The organism is Rothia sp. HMSC071C12, assembly GCF_001813895.1.
Classification (GTDB): Bacteria; Actinomycetota; Actinomycetes; order Actinomycetales; family Micrococcaceae; genus Rothia; species Rothia mucilaginosa.
This window is the reverse complement of record NZ_KV814345.1, coordinates 1-18,732: the sequence shown is the minus strand read 5'-3', so window position 1 is coordinate 18,732 and position 18,732 is coordinate 1. Positions and strand designations below refer to the sequence as shown.

The window sequence follows — 18,732 nt, the reverse complement described above, 5'->3', positions numbered from 1 at the left end:
CCCCGCCGATGCGTGTGCATCGGCGGGCGAACTATATGCCGTGATTAGGCCGAGAGCTTTGCGCGGCCCTTACCGCGGCGGCTCGACAGAATCGCGCGGCCTGCACGGGTACGCATACGCAGACGGAAGCCGTGCTTCTTAGCGCGACGGCGGTTGTTCGGCTGGAAAGTACGCTTGCTCATACTTTGTCTCCTTGATTTTTGCGGTTCGTGCCCTCACGGGTATCGGAACCGTACGCTTCTTGGTGCACGGAGGTACCGCGACTATTCGCAGTAGGCGGTGCACACACAACAGCACAACTTTAGAAGAGTGGAGGGCGTAAATCAAGTTCTTAACGCTTTTTTCCGCGTGATTCCGGGCTCGTTTGTGGTGCGGAGGCGGTGATCGCGGCGGGTGTACAGGCTGTGGAGACGCTACGTGTTCTTGGGGTGTAAACCTGGGGATATTTGCGGCAGCACGGTATCCACCATGGTGCATATCCCACCCATACTTCCTACTATCAGCGAGTTATCCACACCCTTGAGCTTTTGGAGTTTTCCGCTAAATATCAGGGAAGAAGACCTGTTATGCACTTAAATCCACCGCTTATCCACCTCTGTAATTACAAGTTTTCCACCGTGTGGAAAACTCTTGTGGATAACTTTCTCCCCCTGTGTATTAAGCGGGTAGAATCTTAATGACCTCGCGGTGGTTTCCGGCATGATTTCTTTACTGCACCACCGCTTCACATCGAGTGAAAGTAAAGAATTCCATGACCGACTCCCTTCAGGCGCGCTGGGCGCATCTGCTCTCCATTCTTGCCGCCGATCCGGCGGTGACGGCACGTCAGCGTGGTTTCGTGAATCTTGCGCAGCCTCAGGGATTGATGGGTTCTTCTCGCCTCATCATTGAGGTGCCGAATAAGCTCACCCGTGCGGTCTTTGAGGAGCAGATCAGTGCGTCGTTCCGTGCGGCTCTGCACGAGGCATTTGGCCCGTCGACTACCGCGCTTTTCGATGTGAATGAGTCGATGATTCCGGTTGAACCTGCAAGTCAAGACGTTTTCCATGGTGAGCGTGAGGTGCCTGTTGAGCACCAGCCCATCCCTTCGGTAGCGACGGCTTCTGCGCATCCCGAGGCGCCCGCCGGTTCGCGCGCTTTTGAGTACTACACCGAGCCGCATCCGGGCCCTGACCACTACGAGGTGCCCGCCGATGAGCAGGTCACCCGCCCCTCCCTGCAGGCTTTGGAGGCGGAGCGTGCCGGGTTCCCCTCCGCACAGCAGCCCGCTCCGGCGGCTCCTGTCGCGGGTGCGCCGGCGCCTCGCGAGTATCCGGCACCCACTTTTGTTCCGGACGCCCCGGCGGTACCGGAGGCCCAGCAGGTGCATCCGCATGAAGACCCGGAAAACGCGCCGACTTGGGATAGCTCTGCCCGACTGAACCCGAACTACACCTTCGACACCTTCGTGATTGGTCAGTCCAACCGCTTTGCGCACGCGAGCGCTTTCGCGGTGGCGGAGCAGCCCGGCATTGTCTATAACCCGCTGTTCATCTACGGCGGTTCGGGTCTGGGTAAGACCCATCTGCTGCACGCGATCGGCCACTACACCAAGTATCTGTACCCGAATTTGCGGGTGCGCTACGTGAATTCTGAGGAGTTCACGAATGACTTCATTAACTCGATTCGTGACGATGAGGGTTCGTCGTTCAAGCAGATTTACCGCAATGTTGACGTTCTTCTGATTGACGATATCCAGTTTTTGGCGGGTAAAGAGGCGACGATGGAGGAGTTCTTCCATACGTTTAACGCCCTGTACAACCACCAGAAGCAGATCGTGATTACCTCTGATTTGCCGCCGAAGCAGTTGACCGGTTTCGCTGAGCGTATGCGTTCGCGTTTCGGCTCGGGCCTGAATGTGGATGTGCAGCCTCCGGAGCTGGAGACTCGTATCGCGATTCTGCGGAAGAAGGCTCAGAACGAGATTTTGCCGGTGCGCGATGATGTCATGGAGTACATTGCTTCCCATGTCACGGCCAATATTCGCGAGTTGGAGGGCGCTCTGATTCGTGCGAGCGCTGCCGCCTCGATGAAGAAGCCGCCGGAGCCCATTACCCTGGCTGAGGCTGAGACCTATCTGAAGGATTTGCTCTCTGATACCGGTGGTGCGGAGATTACGTCGGCGCTGGTTTTGGCGACGGTGGCGAAGTATTTTGATGTGTCCATTGAGGATATGCAGTCGAAGTCTCGCACCCGTACGCTCACGAATGCGCGCCAGGTGGCGATGTATCTTCTGCGTGAGCTGACCGAGATGTCCCTGCCGCGTATTGGTAACGATTTGGGCGGCCGCGACCATACGACGGTGATGCACGCGGTGCGTAAGGTGAGCGCGCAGATGGCGGAGCGTCAAACGATTTTCAATCAGGTGACTGAGCTGACGAATTTGATTCGCCAGGAGCAGCGCGCCGCCGGCTAGATGTGTTTTTGTCCCTGTCCCGTAGCTTATTTTGTGCCTCGACTAGGTGTTTTATAGGCTTCGGGGCAGGGTTTCACGCTGGATCCAAGATTTTAGCGACTCTGAAAGCTAGATTTTTGGGGTGTGGATAAGCTGTGCTTTAACTCATGCGTTCGTGTGGACGTTAAGTGCATGAATATTCAAAAGGTGTGGAATCGAGGAAATGTATAAATATCCATACACAATGCATCCTCAGCGTTGAGTGGTTTCTTCCACTTAATGTCCACAGGCTACTTCCGCGTCATTGCAGGCAAGGAAGGGGTTTTCCACCGTTTCCACAAGCGTTAACAATACTACTGTACTTAAAGAAAAAATCCTCCCCATAACAAGTAGTTCTGCTCGACCAACCGGGCTGTTTCAGGTTTTTCTGTGCACCCTTACTGAAAACGTAGATTTTCGCGGATTTGGATCGATAGCTGCACTCTATCTTTTGGGTTGGATTTGAAGGTTGGGTTTGAAGAAGAAACCAACACCGAACCATCACCTAATTCGAACCTGTTTTCGACTAGGTTTGATACGCCTTCCGCCTATCTTTGTAATTACAAAAATACAGTGACCCTACATGCCTCATCTCACCCGATTTTTCGCTGCAGGAGCGACCTCTGTGTCTCTGTGTAATTACAAAATCCGGTAGGATGGATAGACGCGCGCGCGGGAAGATGTACTGCGCACCAGAGCACGCGATATTTCCGGCTCTTTCGCCCATAAGCTTTACGTGCGCCCCAAAATGACTCTCCAATTCCGTGAAAGGCGCCTTCTCGATGAAATTCACCGTTGAACGCGATGTCCTTGCCGAAGCAGTCGGCTGGACGGCACGCTCACTTCCGCTGCGTCCCACCTCCCCCGTACTCAACGGTCTGCTGATTACCGCCTCCGCAGGTGAGGTCAGCATCGCAAGCTTCGATCACGAGACCAGCGCCCGCCAGGTCATTGCAGCCGATGTTGAAGCAGAAGGCGTGTGCCTGGTTCCCGGCAAGATCCTGGCAGAAATTTGCCGCTCCCTACCGAACGCACCCGTCGAGTTCACCGCAGATGAGTCCGTGATTCGTATTCACTGCCGTTCCGCTAACTTCCAGCTCGCTGGCATGCCGGTCGTGGACTACCCCGAGCTTCCCGAGCTTCCCGAAATTTCCGGTACCGTGGACGGCGCCGAATTCGCTGAAGCCGTCAAGCAGGTTCAGATTGCGGTGTCCAAGGATGAGACCCTGCCGCTGCTGACCGGTATCCGCGTAGAAATCAATGGCGATACCATGACCCTGCTCGCCACCGACCGCTACCGCCTGGCAATGCGCGAAATCAAGTGGAACCCGACCAACCCTGACGTTCAGGCGGCTGTGCTGCTGAAGGCTAAGACCGTCTCTGAGGTCGGTAGCACCCTCTCCGGTTCCGGCGATCTGTCTATCGCCCTGCCCGCAGCGGGTGAGCTGATCGGCTTCGCAGCGGGTACCCGCCGCACCACCAGCGTTCTGATGGACGGCGACTACCCCAACATCCGTGCGCTGTTCCCCGAACAGACCCCGATTCACGCGGTGGTTCGCACCTCCGACCTGGCTGAGGCTGCTCGCCGTATCTCCCTCGTGGCGGAACGCAACACTCCCCTGCGTCTGAAGTTCACTCAGGGTTCGGTTGCTATTGATGCCGGCCGCGGTGATGAGGCTCAGGCATCCGAGACTCTGCAGGCGCACCTGTCCGGTGATGACATCACCGTTGCGTACAACCCCGCCTACCTCTCGGATGGTTTGAAGGTTTTTGGTACCGAGTTCGTTCGTTTCTCCTTCACCGATGCGCCGAAGCCTGCCGTAATTTCCGGTCAGGATGAGCCTCTGGCTGAGGATGACCGCAACTACCGTTACCTGCTGATGCCGGTTCGCCTGCCGTCGAACTAGTTTCAGCGTCGCTACCCCGCACGTCTTTCGGTGCCCTATGCATCGTGGGTATGTGCGGGGTTGCGCTGTTTTTTCTGTGCTCATCCGTGCGGAAAACCACAGTATTTTGGCCTGCGCACTGTGCCCGCCAGCTGGCGCTGTGAACCCCTGCGACCCCGTATGTGAAACCCCGTGAAAGGAGCTGCTCCGGTGTATATTGACCATATTTCGTTGTTGGATTACCGTACCTACGCCCTGCTGAGCCTGCCTCTTTCGGCGGGAGTTACGGTGTTTCTGGGCTCTAATGGTGTGGGGAAAACCAATATTGTTGAGGCAATCGACTATGCGGCGTCGCTCTCTTCGCACCGTGTGAGCCATGACGGGCCGCTGGTTCGAGCGGGTGCTTCGCGCGCCTATATTCGCACCCGTACGGTGCGCGGTTCGCAGCAGACAGTGACCGAGTTTGAGATTGCTCCGGGGCAGAGTAATCGGGTGCGCATTAATCGTGCCGCGCCAGTGCGCGCCAAGGAGGCGCTGGGCATTGCCCGCACGGTGCTGTTTTCCCCGGAGGATCTGCAACTGGTGAAGGGGGATCCCGCCGGTCGTCGTCGTTTTGTGGATGATTTGGCCAGCTCTTTGCGTCCGGTGGTCTCCGGGTACCGTAGCGAGTACGAGCGGATTTTGCGGCAGCGTAATTCACTGCTGAAATCCATGCAGCGTAAGGCGCGGGACGAGAACGCCTTGAGCACGCTCTCGGTATGGGATGAGCAGCTGTCGACTCTGGGTGCTCAGCTGCTTTCAGCGCGTTTTCGTCTGTTACAGCGTTTTTTGCCGCAGCTTCGCCGCGCCTACACGGGGCTGACGGACGGCTCTAAAGAGGTTGGTTTCAACTATGAGTCGACTGTTTTTTCGAGCATGGGCGAGCGCTCAATCGAGCATGCGGCACTGATGCGCATTGAGGATCTCAAGGAGGCTTTGATGCGTGGTTTTACGGAGCGCCGACGCGACGAGATTGAGCGTGGCGTGACCCTGGTGGGTCCGCACCGTGAGGATATTACCCTGCTGCTCGGTGGCATGCCGGTGAAGCATTTTGCCTCGCACGGCGAGAGCTGGTCTTTTGCTCTGGCTCTGAAGTTGGCGTCCTGGTTTGTGCATGTTGAGGATGACTCCTCGGTGGGTTCTTCGCCGATTCTGATTCTTGATGATGTGTTTGCGGAGCTTGATTCTGCGCGCCGCCACCGCCTGGGTGCGATGGTCGCCAACGCGGAGCAGGTGCTGATTACCTGCGCAGTACTTAGCGATATTCCGGAGGAGCTGGGCGACTACCGCCTGGTGTCGGTGACGGCGGGGCACGCCGAGTATGTGCAACCCGCCGGCGACTCTGTCACTGACTCTGTGGGGCAGTCGAACTCGACCGTTTCTGCGCTCGCGGAAGGTGGCGGCGATGAGTAGCCCCGTCCACCCTCAAAACCATGTTTCACGTGAAACATTCGATGAGTTCGCGGAATCGCAGTTTGCGGAGCCTCAAAACCCGCACGAGGTTGACGGCGTGGATGAGTTCTACCGTGACGAGGTGGACGCCCCCTCCGCCCTGCTAACCCGCATGCGAGTGGCGGCTCAAGAACGCGGCGAGGCGCCCCTGAATGTCTTCTCGGCGAATAAAATCATGCGTGATTTTGGGGCGGTCATGTCCGGTGCCGCCTCGAAGAAGAAATCGCGGCGAGCGCAGGGCTGGGATCCCCGCGTCATGGGTGGCTATAGCGGCCCCGGAGAGAGCTCTCGCGACCCCAAATCCCTCGGCGGCATCGTCAGCGCCCTGATTCGTTCTCGCGGCTGGAAAGAGCCTGTGGCGGTCTCTAGCGTGCTGGCTCGCTGGGCTGAGCTCGTGGGCCCTGAAATCGCGGCACACACCCGCCCTATCAGCTTCGAAAACTCCATTGTTGAAGTCCAGTGCGACTCTACCGCCTGGACGACTCAGCTGCGCCTGATGCACGGGCACCTCATTGAACTTTTCCGCCGCGAATTGGGTGATGGTGTCGTGGCTCAGGTTCGCGTGCTGGGTCCGAACAACGGACGCTGGAATCAGCGAGGCTATCGGCGTGCCACAGGTATGCGCGGTGTGCGCGACACCTACGGGTAGCCTTCTGGGCGCCTCTGGCTCTCGATCACCTGCTGATTGAACGGTGTTAGGTCAAAATAAGCTTTTTTCTGCACGCTATGAAAGCTATAGAATCGCCGGCAACCCCCACGAGGCTGTGAACTGTACCCCCTACCTCAAGAGGGGGTTGAACCACTCTAAACCGCCTTTGCGGGCTTTTGAGCGGGTGATAGCTCTCAAAAAGCTCAATAAATGACGCCCGTAGATGGTTTTAAGCTCTCTTGCTCGGTAAAATAAAAGAGACAATGCGTAAAGTGTGCCCACCTATGGGCACCACCGGCAACGCGGGTTGTGCAGGCACTTTCTTGTGCCCCTGTGAGGCGTTCTAGGCTCCGCTCTTGGCTACCCGTAACTTTTCTTCGCCGGTTGCATCATCTACTCAAGGAGTTCTGCCTCGTGGCATCTGAACAGAATGCATCTGAACAGCAGCATGAATACGGTGCATCCGATATTACCGTGCTGGAAGGTCTGGAAGCGGTTCGCAAGCGCCCCGGCATGTACATTGGCTCGACCACTGAGCGCGGTCTGCACCACCTGGTCTACGAGGTTGTAGATAACTCGGTTGACGAGGCGCTCGCCGGTTACGCCTCCAAAATTGACGTGACCATTCAGGCTGATGGTGCTGTTCGCGTAGAGGATGATGGCCGCGGTATTCCCGTGGATGAGCACCCCACCGAGCACAAGTCCACTGTTGAGGTCGTCATGACCGTGCTGCACGCTGGCGGTAAGTTTGGCGGCGGCGGCTACTCTGTTTCTGGTGGTCTGCACGGTGTGGGTATCTCCGTGGTGAACGCGCTGTCCACCCGCGTGATTACCGAGGTGCACCGCCAGGGCTACGCATGGCACATTTCTTTCTCTAATGGCGGTGTGCCGGACGGCCCCCTGCGTAAGGGTGAACCGTCCGATAAGACCGGTACCATTCAGACCTTCTACCCGGACCCCGAGATTTTCGAGACCGTCGAGTTCGACTTTGAGACTCTGCGCGCCCGTTTCCAGCAGATGGCGTTCCTGAACAAGGGCCTGACCATCACCCTGACCGATGAGCGCGAGAAGTTCGTCGGTGACGAGGTTGCTGAAGAGAGCGAAAAGAAGGAAAACATCCTCAACCGCGTGCACGCGAACGCTGAGGGTTTCACGACTGTCACCTACCGTTACGACAACGGCCTGTTCGACTACGTACACTTCCTCAACGCAGGCGCGAAGACCATCGTGAACGAGGAGATTGTCTCCTTTGAAGCCGAAGACACTGAGCGCAATATGAGCCTGGAAGTGGCGATGCAGTGGACTGGCGCCTACAAGGAGTCCGTCTACTCGTACGCGAACACGATTAACACCCACGAGGGCGGTACTCACGAAGAGGGTTTCCGTGCCGCTCTGACCTCGCTGGTGAACCGTTACGCGCGTGAGAACAAGCTGTTGCGCGATAAGGACGATAACCTCACCGGTGAAGACGTGCGTGAGGGCCTGACCGCGGTGATTTCGATTAAGATTTCTGAGCCGCAGTTCGAGGGTCAGACCAAGACCAAGCTGGGTAACTCGGAGGCTAAGTCCTTCACCCAGCGTGAGGTGAACGATCACCTCGGTGACTGGTTCGGTCGTAACCCCGCGGTGGCGAAGGATATTGTGCGCCGCGCAATCACCGCCGCTCAGGCGCGTATTGCAGCCCGTAAGGCACGCGAGACGACCCGCCGTAAGGGCCTGCTGGAAACCAGCTCCATGCCCGGTAAGCTCAAGGACTGCTCCTCGAAGGATCCGTCGATCTCTGAGATTTACCTGGTGGAGGGTGACTCCGCGGGTGGTTCGGCTGTTCAGGGACGCGACCCGAACACTCAGGCTATTCTGCCGCTGCGCGGTAAGATCCTGAACGTTGAGCGCGCTCGCCTGGACCGTGCCCTGTCCAATGCTGAAATTCAGGCGATGATTACCGCTTTCGGTACCGGCATTGGTGACGACTTCGATATTGAGAAGGCACGCTACCACAAGATCGTTCTGATGGCGGATGCGGACGTCGATGGTCAGCATATTACGACTCTGCTGCTAACTCTGCTCTTCCGCTTTATGCGTCCGCTGATTGAGGCGGGTTATGTGTACCTGGCTCAGCCGCCGCTGTACCGCATCAAGTGGTCGAACGCTCCGCACGACTACGTGTACTCGGATGCTGAGCGTGATGAGGCTCTGGCTCGTGGCGCGGCGAAGAACCTGCGCCTGCCTAAGGACAACGGCATTCAGCGTTACAAGGGTCTGGGCGAGATGGACTACACCGAGCTGTGGGATACCACCATGGACCCGGCTCGCCGCACCCTGTTGCAGGTGAAGATGGAAGACGCAGCAGCGGCTGACCAGATCTTCTCTGTTCTGATGGGCGAGGACGTTGAGGCTCGTCGTGAGTTTATCCAGCAGAACGCAAAGGACATTCGATTCCTCGATATCTAGCCCGAAACGGCATATACCCCGTATGGAATATGCCAAATGAGCTATATAGCCGAGCGAGTCATTGAGGAATGAGAAAGTAATGAGCGAAGAACAGCAGAATAAATCCACTGAGGTTGACGTAGTCAGCAACGGTGGCGCTGAAAGCGTAGACCACCACGGTCACATTGAACAGGTGGACCTGCAGACTGAAATGCAGCGTTCCTACCTGGACTACGCAATGGCGGTTATTATTGGCCGCGCCCTGCCGGATGTGCGTGATGGTCTCAAGCCCGTGCACCGCCGCGTGATCTACGCGATGTACGACGGCGGCTACCGCCCGGACCGATCCTTCAATAAGTGCGCCCGCGTGGTTGGCGACGTGATGGGTCAGTTCCACCCCCACGGCGATAGCGCTATCTACGACACTCTGGTGCGTCTGATTCAGAGCTGGATTATGCGTTACCCGCTGGCTCTGGGTCAGGGTAACTTCGGCTCCCCCGGTAACGACGGTGCTGCAGCGCCTCGATACACTGAGACCAAGATGGCTCCCATTGCCCTTGAGATGGTGCGTGACATCAACGAAGACACCGTTGATTTCCAGCCCAACTATGACGGCAAGTCCCTGGAGCCTACCGTTCTGCCCGCGCGCATCCCGAACCTGCTGGTCAACGGTTCTTCGGGTATTGCTGTGGGTATGGCGACCAATATTCCGCCGCATAACCTGCGTGAGGTTGCCGAGGGTGTGGAGTGGTTCCTGAAGAACCCGCACGCCACCAATGAGGAGCTGCTGAACGCTCTGATGGCGCGCATTAAGGGCCCCGACTTCCCGACAGGTGCACAGATTCTGGGTACCAAGGGCATTGAGGATGCGTACCGTACTGGCCGTGGCTCTATCACCATGCGCGCGGTGGTCAATGTGGAGGAAATCCACGGTCGTACCTGCCTGGTGGTTACCGAGCTGCCGTACCAGGCGAACCCGGATAACCTGGCGATTAAGATTGCTGAGCTCATCAAGGACGGTAAGGTCACCGGCATCGCGGATCTGCGCGATGAGACTTCGGGCCGTACCGGTCAGCGTCTGGTGATTGTGCTCAAGCGTGATGCTTCCCCGAAGGTTGTGCTGAACAACCTGTACAAGCACACCCAGCTGCAGGAGAACTTCTCCGCGAATATGCTCGCCATTGTTGATGGTGTGCCGCGTACCCTGTCCCTGGATGCGTTTGTGCGTCACTGGGTGGATCACCAGATGGACGTTATCGTTCGTCGTACCCGTTACCGTCTGCGTCAGGCGGAGGAAGAGGCGCACATCCTGCGTGGCCTGCTGAAGGCTCTGGATGCTCTGGATGAGGTTATTGCCCTGATTCGCCGCTCCCCCACCGCTGATGAGGCGCGTAGCGGCCTGATGGAGTTCCTGCAGATTGATGAGGCTCAGGCTCAGGCAATTCTGAACATGCAGCTGCGTCGTCTGGCTGCCCTGGAGCGTCAGAAGATTCAGGATCGTCACGATGAGCTGATGCGCATGATCGCTGAGTACAACGCGATTATTGCTTCGGAGACTCGCCAGCGCGAGATTATCTCTGAGGAGCTGGGTGAGATTGTGAACCGCTACGGCGATGAGCGTCGCACCCAGATTATGTACGGCTACAACGGCGACATGTCCATGGAAGACCTCATCCCCGAGGAGGAGGTCGTGGTGACGATTACTCGCGGCGGCTACATTAAGCGCACCCGAAGTGATCAGTACCGTAGCCAGCACCGTGGTGGTAAGGGCATTAAGGGTGCCTCGCTGCGCGGTGATGACGTGGTGGAGCACTTCTTTGTGACCACTACGCACAGCTGGATTCTGTTCTTCACGAACTTGGGTCGCGTGTACCGTGCGAAGGGTTATGAGCTGCAGGAAGCCGGTCGTGACGCGAAGGGCCAGCACATTGCGAACCTGCTGGAGTTCCAGGGCGGTGAGCATATTGCTCAGGTCATGGAGCTGAAGAGCTATGAGGATGCTGAGTACCTGGTGCTTGCTACTCGCGGCGGCATGGTGAAGAAAAGTCGCCTGAGCGATTACGATACGAACCGTACTGCCGGCCTGATTGCGATTAACCTGCGTGAGGGCGATGAGGTTGTTTCGGCGTTCACCGTTTCGGATAAGGACGATATTCTGCTGGTGTCGCGTAACGGTATGTCGCTGCGCTTCCATGCTGATGATGCGTCGTTGCGCCCGATGGGTCGTTCGACCTCCGGTGTGACCGGTATGAAGTTCCGTGAGGGCGATGAGCTGATTTCTGCGAATGTGGTTACTGAGGGCTCCTTCGTCTTCGTGGTCACTGAGGGTGGTTACGCGAAGCGTACGAGCGTGGATGAGTACCGCGTGCAGGGCCGTAACGGCTTCGGCATTAAGGTTGCTAAGCTAGTTGAGGATCGTGGCGCCCTGGTGGGTGGCCTCATTGTGGATGAAGAGGACGAGGTGCTGGTGGTTATGGCCAGCGGCAAGGTCGTTCGTTCGAACGTGAATGAGGTTCCTGCGAAGGGACGCGATACTATGGGTGTTATCTTTGCAAAGCCCGGTAAGGGCGATTCTATTATTGGTGTTGCACGCAACCAGGATCGTCAGCTGGATGATAGCGACGATGAAACCACTGAGAACACCGAGGCTTCGGAGTCTTCTGAGGCGCCCGGTACGGACAACGAGGGTGAAGCGGCGGCTGCCGATCTCACCGCTACTGGAGGTAACTAATGAGCAGCACTCCCGCGAGCTCCTCTCCTGCGTCGGCACAGCGTTCGGCGTCGGCTGGTGCATCTAAGTCTTCGGGTGCGGCTAAGGCTGGCGCGCGTCGCCCGGCTCAGGCACGTTCGGGCCAGGCTCGTCCTGGCGGTACCGCTAAGCGTCCTGCTGGCAAGCGCCCTGTGAACGCTAAGCGTCCGACCGGTTCGCGCCGTCAGTTGGTGCGTCCGGCGCCGCGTTCGAAGATTCGTCGCGCGCGTCTGGTGGTTCAGAAGGTTGATACGTGGTCGGTGGCTAAGCTGATCTTCCTGCTGTCTATTGCTTTGGGCATTGTGACTGTGGTGGCTTCGGTGATTCTGTGGCTGTTCCTGCAGGCTTCTGGTGCGTTTACCGGTGTGAACCAGCTGATTAGCTCTCTGGGTACTGGTTCGACCACTGTGGATATTTCGCAGATGATTTCGCTGGGTCAGGTTGCTTTGGTGACTACTATTTTTGCTGTGGTCAACACTGTGGTCTTTACTCTGCTGGGTATGATTGGCGCGATTCTGTACAACCTGGCTGCGAAGCTGGTTGGTGGCGTGACCTTGACTCTGAGCGATGAGTCCTAGTTTGTAGCTTTTTGAGCTTTGTGTGCGGGCGGTTCTGTCTCTGGTGGAGGCGGTGCCGCCCGTTCTGCATGCCCCGCTCTGTATGCTTGGGAACCCCCAATATTAAAGTGTGATGCAGAACATGCTTTTTTGATTTGGTGTTACCTTCAAATACCTGTATAGTTATATCTCGTTCTACGGAAGAAATTCCGCAGAGGGAGGGCGTATAGCTCAGACGGTTAGAGCGCTTCGCTGATAACGAAGAGGTCCCAAGTTCGATTCTTGGTACGCCCACTCCACACTATGAAAGGCAATAATGAAGAAATTATTGATTCTTACTGTTCTTTCGTGTGTCACTGCGATGGTCCTGAAAAAGTACCAGAGCAATGAAGTCGTGAAGGCTTGGAAAAATAACTAAACAGTGGTTTCCGCTGAGACGGGGGCGTGGCGCAATTGGTAGCGCATCTGCTTTGCAAGCAGAGGGTTAGGGGTTCGAGTCCCCTCGCCTCCACTTTCCGGTGATTATAGCAAGAGGGAAACGCCTGGTTCCATTCCGAACCCAGAAGCTAAGACTCTTCGCGCCGATGGTACTGCACTTTTGTGGGTGTGGGAGAGTAGGTCATCGCCGGTTTATTTTTGAAAAAGGCCCCGTATCGAAAGATACGGGGTCTTTTGTTGTATTCGCCAAAGTTGTTGTATCTGCTGATGTGATGCGGGGGGGGGTAGATGCGAATACCTCGCGAAGCTGATGTGCTGCGTGCGCCGCGGGTATAGATTCAATTCTTCGTGATATTCGAATGCGCACGGCTGTAGGAAACCCCTACTGTGGAGAATGTGCTCCGCAGAAAGCCCAGCGCCGTAAAAACCCACAGGAGTATCCCGTGCGGGTAGCTTGGTGGCCCAAATGAGGTCTGAATAATAAAGGTGTGTCACAAAAAGAAAGCTGGGAGGTTCCTGAAAGTGAACACTTGGTGAACACACTTTAGCCTCTTGATGGATATAATCACCCCTCTCCCCCGCACTCTCGCATAAGCCACATAAACCAACTTAAGCATTCCGATAGGTGCACCCTTTTTTCCGCGGAATATCGGGAGATTTTCCCCTGAAATATGGGCTCTATAGTAAAACCCTCACGGAAACCCGCTCAATACTGTGGGTTTATCTGTTATTTCGTGTTAATTCGGAATACTTTAGATTTCGTGAAAACCGACAGATAATTTTCTTGTGACTACAGAACTCATTATTCTCGTGATCGTGGTGCTTACCGCGCTCGCCTTCGACTTTACGAATGGCTTCCACGACACCGGTAACGCGATGGCAACCTCCATTGCCACCGGTGCACTGAAGCCTAAGACCGCCGTGGCGCTGTCTGCGTCCCTGAACCTTGTCGGCGCGTTCCTCTCTGTTGAGGTGGCACGCTCGGTTGGTAGCGGCATCGTGAACCTGGATCGTATCGATGTAACAACGGATGGCCCGGCGCTGATGCTTATCGTCTTTACCGGCCTGGTTGGCGGTATCCTCTGGAATGTTTTGACCTGGCTTCTGGGTCTTCCCTCCTCCTCGTCGCACGCTCTGTTTGGTGGCCTGATTGGTTCGGCTATTGTCGCGATCGGCTTTGACGGCGTGCAGTGGATGGGCGTTCTGTCCAAGATTATTGTTCCCGCGGTCCTCTCCCCCGTCATTGCGGCTATTGTGGCGGCAACCGGCACTTGGCTGGTCTACCGTATTGCTGCCCCGGTGGCTGACGACCGTAAGCACGGCGGCTTCCGCAAGGGACAGGTTGCGACCGCATCCCTGATGTCTCTGGCGCACGGTACCAACGATGCGCAGAAGACCATGGGCGTGATCTTCCTGGCTCTGGTTGCTTCGGGCACTCTGAGCAACGATGACGCGATCCCCCTGTGGGTGAAGGCTTCCTGCGCTATTGCTATTGCTCTGGGTACTTACCTGGGCGGTTGGCGCATTATCCGCACCCTCGGTAAGGGCATCGTTGAGGTAGACACCCCGCAGGGTGTTGCTGCTGACGGTGCATCCGCTGCGATTATTCTGACCTCCTCCCACTTCGGTATGGCTCTGTCGACCACTCACGTGGCGTCCGGTTCGATTCTGGGTAGTGGCCTGGGTCGTAAGGGTGCTGAGGTTCGCTGGTCTGTTGCTGGCCGCATGGTGGTTGCTTGGCTGATTACCCTGCCGGCTGCCGCGATTGTGGGTGCTCTGACCTGGTTGATTGGTCACGGCCTGAATGCTCTGACCGGCACCCAGTTTGTTGGCGAAATGACCGTGTTCGCTCTGCTGGTGATCTTCTGCTTCCTGATGTGGCGTCATTCCCAGAAGGACAACATTGACGCTTCGAACGTGACTGGCGACTGGGATGAAAAGGAAGGCGCTGCAGTCACCAGCGCTGAGGCATCCGCAGAAGCCCAGACCCTTGCTACTGAGAAGGCAGGTTCGTAGTCGTGGAATATCTGATGGACATTGTGAACAAGGTTATTCCGGTGCTGATTGCCGGTTTGTTCTTTGGCGCGGGCCTTCCGGCGCTCTATGCGCTGGGTCTGCGTATGCTGGCTGGTCGTACCGAGTACACCGCGGACGGCAAGCTCGTTGAAATTGAGCCTCCGGGAACGGCGGCGAAGATTGCTGCGTTCTGCATTTTTGCTATTATCGTAGCAATCGTAATCATCGGTATTCTCTGGGTCGCTAAGGACTTTATCGACCACACTTTCGGCTGGAATATCTTCGGCGTAACCGGTGGAGGCCACTAATCCCGTGAACACTAAATTGCATATGATGACTGCTTCGAAGGAGGGGCTCGATGCCTGATAAGAGCATGATCTCTCGAGTAATCGACTGGCTGAGCGTCGGGTATCCCAAGGATGTTCCGGTGCAGGACCGCGCGGCAGTGATGGCTATTTTGAAGATGCGTCTGACCGATGAGCAGCTGCAGGAAGTTGTTCGCCAGCTCATGCAGTCCCGTGCTGCCCGTGGTGAGGCGTACGTGAGTGACCAGCGCATTAATGAGTACATTCGTCGAGTGGTGGATCATACCCCGACCCCGCAGGATATTGACCGCGTCGCTAAGATTCTTGGTGCGCACGGCTTCCTGATTGCGGAGAACCACGTGAATGAGGACGCCGAGCCTACGGCTGGCGGTACCGAGTACGTGACCTACGATGATCCGACGACCGGTGAGATTCGTATCGCTGAGTTGGCTGCCGAGTCGGCTAATATTCCGGCTCCGAACGCTACTGCTGCGCAGGACGACTAAATAGCCTGCTGTGAGAGGTGAAAACTCTCATGAATCTTGTGACCTATGGGGTGGACTCAAGTCCACCCCATAGGTTTTCTTTATGCCCTTCGAATGCTGCGCCGCGGGTTGTCAGCTCACCCATAGGTGTGGGCGGTATTCTAGAGAGACTCACTCCCTCAAACTAATGGCGGGCTTTGTGCTCGCCCTACATCATGGAGATTCTGTGTCTTCTTCACCTACTCCTGAACCCGAGAACTCTCACTTTACGTCCGCTCAAGAAGCCTCTCAGAGCTCTTCTGAGGCGGCATCGATTGCTGCGGAGGACTCTGTTGCTCAGACCCCCTCTACCCGCGTAGATGCCGCTAAAGAGGCTATTGCCGGGCAGGCGCGCCGCCTCGTGGTGCCCCGCCGTTCCCTGCTTCTGACTGGCGGAGTGGTTGCCGCCGCCGGGGTGCTCGCCGCAATGCCGCAGATTGCGGCAACCGGAGTGCTGGGTGAGGATGCGGCGGTGGTGGTTTCGACCGAGAAGCTGTTGGCGCGTCGTGAGCGTCTGGTGCGTGAAAATATCGATACCCGCTACCTGAAGATTGAGTCGCTGGGGCGTATTTATGTGGGTAAGGGGCGTCGTGAACAGGATCTGCGCCTGGTGGGTTCTTTCTCCCTCACGGCGGCGGCACAGGCCGATTTGGCGGCGGCTGCTACGGCTCTGACTAATCTGTCCGTTTACGGTTCTTTGCACCGGCTGAGCGTTACCTATGGCGGTGTGGATTTGGCGAATGACCCGCAGAACGTTGCTAATACGGTGACGGATGCGCCGGTGAGCCCACTGCGAGTCAATGATTCGGCGACTTTGAAAGAAGAGCAGTGGCTGAAGGTACTGACCGCTAACGCAGCGCTGGGAACTAATGCGAGCTACGCTCAGGTGGGGCTGCTTGCGGATGAGCTGCGCCTGAACGCTGTGGTGATTGATGAGAACTATGAATCCCTGATGAAGCGTTTCCGTGCGCTAGCTGAGCTGGATTTGAAGAATGAGCGGGTACAGCAGATTCATCTGAATATTCAGTTGGCTCCGGAGAAGGCGCTGAGTCTGCCTTCGGGTGCGCAGTCGAAGATCTCGGTGAGCGTTGCGGAGTCTTCACGTGTGGCAACGGTGGCTGATGTGCTGTCGAAGGCCGCCACGAGAAAGGAACTAAATACCCTGGCGTCGTTCTCGCTGGTGTGGAACGCCCGTGAAAAGTACCCCTCAGCGAGCCAGTGGGATGCTTTCAAGCTGGGCTTCAAGGGACCGGAGTCGAAGGAGGAGTCCGCGAAGGAGGCGCAACGTACCGCGATTCGTAAATATCTGCAGGAGGTTAGCGTCCCCCTGCAGGCTCTGACGAAGCGGGAGGCGACAGTGCCGGGTGAGGTGATTACCTAAACCCATCAGTAATGTGATGGGTCTAACTAAAAAAATATGCATGAGGATTTGGTGAAGCCGCAAAAGGTGTTATAGACTAGTAGAGCACCACGGGGGCGTGGCGCAATTGGTAGCGCATCTGCTTTGCAAGCAGAGGGTTAGGGGTTCGAGTCCCCTCGCCTCCACTTTCCGGTGATTATAGCAAGAGGGAAACGCCTGGTTCCATTCCGAACCCAGAAGCTAAGACTCTTCGCGCCGATGGTACTGCACTTTTGTGGGTGTGGGAGAGTAGGTCATCGCCGGTTTATTTTTGAACCGAGAACCCCATGTCGAAAGACATGGGGTTCTTTGTATATCCGGGTACGTCAGGGTATATCCGGGCATGTCAGGGAACTACCGCAGGGGGCACCCCGGGGTATATGCACGGGGAGATTCAGCGCTCTACCTGTAGCATCTGTAGCGCCTCCTCTCTCCCCTTTCCTCCCCCCATAAAGAACAAACAATAGCCGCCCGCCAGAGTAAAACTCTTGGCGGGCGGCTATCTTTCATAAAGCGCTCCCTCGCGCCGCTAGCGGCGCCTCAGAAAGCTATCTTAGATCCCCTGAGAGAAGAAGAAGATACGGGAACGCTTATGCGTTCTTCCAGGGGTCCTCCACGGGACGAGCTGCGTTGTAGGCTGCGGCGCCTGCAACACCCAGAGCAACCAGCAGACCCAGGAACGCCAGGCCCTTACGGGGGCGCTTGCCGCCGTTACGCTCAATACGAGCCAGTTCCTTCTCAGCGGCACGAACAGTCTTTGCGGTAGCCTTACGAGCCTTCTTCAGGGCCTTCTTGTTGCCGGTCAGCTTCTCAGCGAACATCTCAGCGGTCTTGCCTTCCAGCGCGGACTCAACAGCAGCCAGAGAAGAGACAATAGTCTGAGCCTTAGCAGCCTTGCGTGCCTTACGCTTCTTGCAGCAGAACATGGGGTGACCTCCATCGGTTGAAATGCGCCAGCGACCAGAAAACGCCGCCGCGCGCGTAGTGTTCACCTCTCAGGATATTCAATTCCCGCCCAAAAAGCCCGCCCAACGGTGCGCCCGGGGCGAAAAAACATGTTAGATGGCGAATGAGCGCCGCCCCGTGCCACAATAGAGCCATGACTAATGCAACTGCTAAGGCAACTATCCACACTAACTACGGTGACATCGTCGTCGAGCTCTTCGGCAACCACGCACCGCTGACTGTTGAGAACTTCATCGGCCTGGCTGACGGCTCCCGTCAGTGGAAGCACCCCCGCACCGGTGAAATCATGAACACCCCCCTGTACAAGGACGTCGTGTTCCACCGCATCATCAAGGACTTCATGATTCAGGGTGGTGACCCCCTGGGCATGGGCGTTGGTGGCCCCGGCTACCAGTTCAAGGACGAGATTCACCCCGAGCTCTCCTTCTCCAAGCCCTACCTGCTGGCAATGGCTAACGCAGGCCCCGGCACCAACGGTTCTCAGTTCTTCATCACCACCGTTGAGACCCCTTGGCTGAACGGCCGCCACACCATCTTCGGTGAGGTTACCGACGAGGCATCCAAGAAGGTTGTTGACGCTATTGAGGGCGTTGAGACCGGCTTCCAGGACCGCCCGGTCAAGGACGTTGTCATCTCCTCGATCGACATCGAAAAGCTCTAATAAACCCCATCGGAAGGCTCATACGAGCATTCTGCTGAAGGTGTTGAGAAAACACGTATAGTTCAGGGGCCCGCCAGGATTCTTCCGGTGGGTCCCTGCGCTTATATGCCCCCCCACACCACCCCGGTTGATCCGGCATACCACCCCTGGAGGTTCAGTGGAGAACTTTCCCAACTACATGAACTACG

Annotated in this window: 14 protein-coding genes, 3 tRNA genes and 2 rRNA genes; 17 read left to right on the top strand and 2 right to left on the bottom strand. The window is 56.8% G+C overall.

The annotated features are described in order from the left end of the window. Positions 1-44 precede the first annotated feature (44 nt). Positions 45-182 carry a 50S ribosomal protein L34 gene (gene rpmH, locus HMPREF2942_RS00220; protein WP_005504094.1) on the bottom strand — a complete coding sequence of 46 codons (138 nt, stop codon included), beginning with the start codon at positions 180-182 and terminating at the stop codon, positions 45-47. Positions 183-751: 569 nt separating this feature from the next. Here rpmH and dnaA point away from each other — a divergent pair. From dnaA to rrf (HMPREF2942_RS00140), 16 genes are all read left to right on the top strand, one after another. After that, the gene (dnaA, locus tag HMPREF2942_RS00215) at positions 752-2,455 is read left to right on the top strand and encodes a chromosomal replication initiator protein DnaA (RefSeq protein WP_070687845.1); all 1,704 of its coding nucleotides are present in this window, start codon (positions 752-754) and stop codon (positions 2,453-2,455) included. An 800-nt stretch (positions 2,456-3,255) separates the two neighbouring features. Beyond that, positions 3,256-4,380 carry a DNA polymerase III subunit beta gene (dnaN, locus tag HMPREF2942_RS00210; protein WP_049327445.1) on the top strand — a complete coding sequence of 375 codons (1,125 nt, stop codon included), beginning with the start codon at positions 3,256-3,258 and terminating at the stop codon, positions 4,378-4,380. A gap of 189 nt (positions 4,381-4,569) precedes the next feature. Beyond that, positions 4,570-5,811, top strand: coding sequence for a DNA replication/repair protein RecF (gene recF / locus HMPREF2942_RS00205; protein WP_070598864.1), 1,242 nt, complete (start codon positions 4,570-4,572; stop codon positions 5,809-5,811). Continuing rightward, positions 5,804-6,499 carry a DciA family protein gene (locus tag HMPREF2942_RS00200; RefSeq protein WP_070687844.1) on the top strand — a complete coding sequence of 232 codons (696 nt, stop codon included), beginning with the start codon at positions 5,804-5,806 and terminating at the stop codon, positions 6,497-6,499. Before recF ends, HMPREF2942_RS00200 begins: the two co-directional genes overlap by 8 nt. A 414-nt stretch (positions 6,500-6,913) precedes the next feature. Further along, complete coding sequence (gene gyrB, locus HMPREF2942_RS00195; RefSeq protein ID WP_044149968.1) at positions 6,914-8,950, top strand: DNA topoisomerase (ATP-hydrolyzing) subunit B; 2,037 nt, start codon at positions 6,914-6,916, stop codon at positions 8,948-8,950. 79 nt (positions 8,951-9,029) lie between these two features. Next, the gene (gene gyrA / locus HMPREF2942_RS00190) at positions 9,030-11,660 is read left to right on the top strand and encodes a DNA gyrase subunit A (RefSeq protein ID WP_049346991.1); all 2,631 of its coding nucleotides are present in this window, start codon (positions 9,030-9,032) and stop codon (positions 11,658-11,660) included. Beyond that, positions 11,660-12,256 carry a DUF3566 domain-containing protein gene (locus tag HMPREF2942_RS00185; protein ID WP_005508012.1) on the top strand — a complete coding sequence of 199 codons (597 nt, stop codon included), beginning with the start codon at positions 11,660-11,662 and terminating at the stop codon, positions 12,254-12,256. Before gyrA ends, HMPREF2942_RS00185 begins: the two co-directional genes overlap by 1 nt. A gap of 199 nt (positions 12,257-12,455) precedes the next feature. Beyond that, positions 12,456-12,529 (top strand) — tRNA-Ile (locus HMPREF2942_RS00180). A 144-nt stretch (positions 12,530-12,673) separates the two neighbouring features. Next, positions 12,674-12,746 (top strand) — tRNA-Ala (locus tag HMPREF2942_RS00175). Between the two features lie 3 nt (positions 12,747-12,749). Continuing rightward, positions 12,750-12,866 (top strand): 5S ribosomal RNA (rrf, locus tag HMPREF2942_RS00170). A 593-nt stretch (positions 12,867-13,459) separates the two neighbouring features. Next, positions 13,460-14,689: an inorganic phosphate transporter gene (locus tag HMPREF2942_RS00165; protein WP_012902636.1), complete on the top strand. Its 1,230-nt coding sequence runs from the start codon at positions 13,460-13,462 to the stop codon at positions 14,687-14,689. A gap of 14 nt (positions 14,690-14,703) precedes the next feature. Beyond that, complete coding sequence (locus HMPREF2942_RS00160; RefSeq protein WP_044149971.1) at positions 14,704-14,997, top strand: hypothetical protein; 294 nt, start codon at positions 14,704-14,706, stop codon at positions 14,995-14,997. Positions 14,998-15,047: 50 nt separating this feature from the next. After that, positions 15,048-15,500 carry a DUF3349 domain-containing protein gene (locus tag HMPREF2942_RS00155; protein ID WP_012902638.1) on the top strand — a complete coding sequence of 151 codons (453 nt, stop codon included), beginning with the start codon at positions 15,048-15,050 and terminating at the stop codon, positions 15,498-15,500. Positions 15,501-15,705: 205 nt separating this feature from the next. Continuing rightward, entirely contained in the window at positions 15,706-16,899 is a 1,194-nt protein-coding gene (locus HMPREF2942_RS00150; protein ID WP_246824315.1) for an acetamidase, read from the top strand. Between the two features lie 91 nt (positions 16,900-16,990). Continuing rightward, positions 16,991-17,063, top strand: a tRNA-Ala gene (locus HMPREF2942_RS00145). Between the two features lie 3 nt (positions 17,064-17,066). Continuing rightward, positions 17,067-17,183, top strand: a 5S ribosomal RNA gene (rrf, locus tag HMPREF2942_RS00140). Between the two features lie 324 nt (positions 17,184-17,507). On the opposite strand, the gene HMPREF2942_RS00135 is transcribed toward rrf (HMPREF2942_RS00140), so the two are convergent. Then, entirely contained in the window at positions 17,508-17,843 is a 336-nt protein-coding gene (locus HMPREF2942_RS00135; protein ID WP_070615733.1) for a hypothetical protein, read from the bottom strand. Positions 17,844-18,016: 173 nt separating this feature from the next. Here HMPREF2942_RS00135 and HMPREF2942_RS00130 point away from each other — a divergent pair, with 173 nt between their 5' ends. After that, entirely contained in the window at positions 18,017-18,544 is a 528-nt protein-coding gene (locus HMPREF2942_RS00130; protein WP_005508008.1) for a peptidylprolyl isomerase, read from the top strand. Positions 18,545-18,732: the final 188 nt, after the last annotated feature.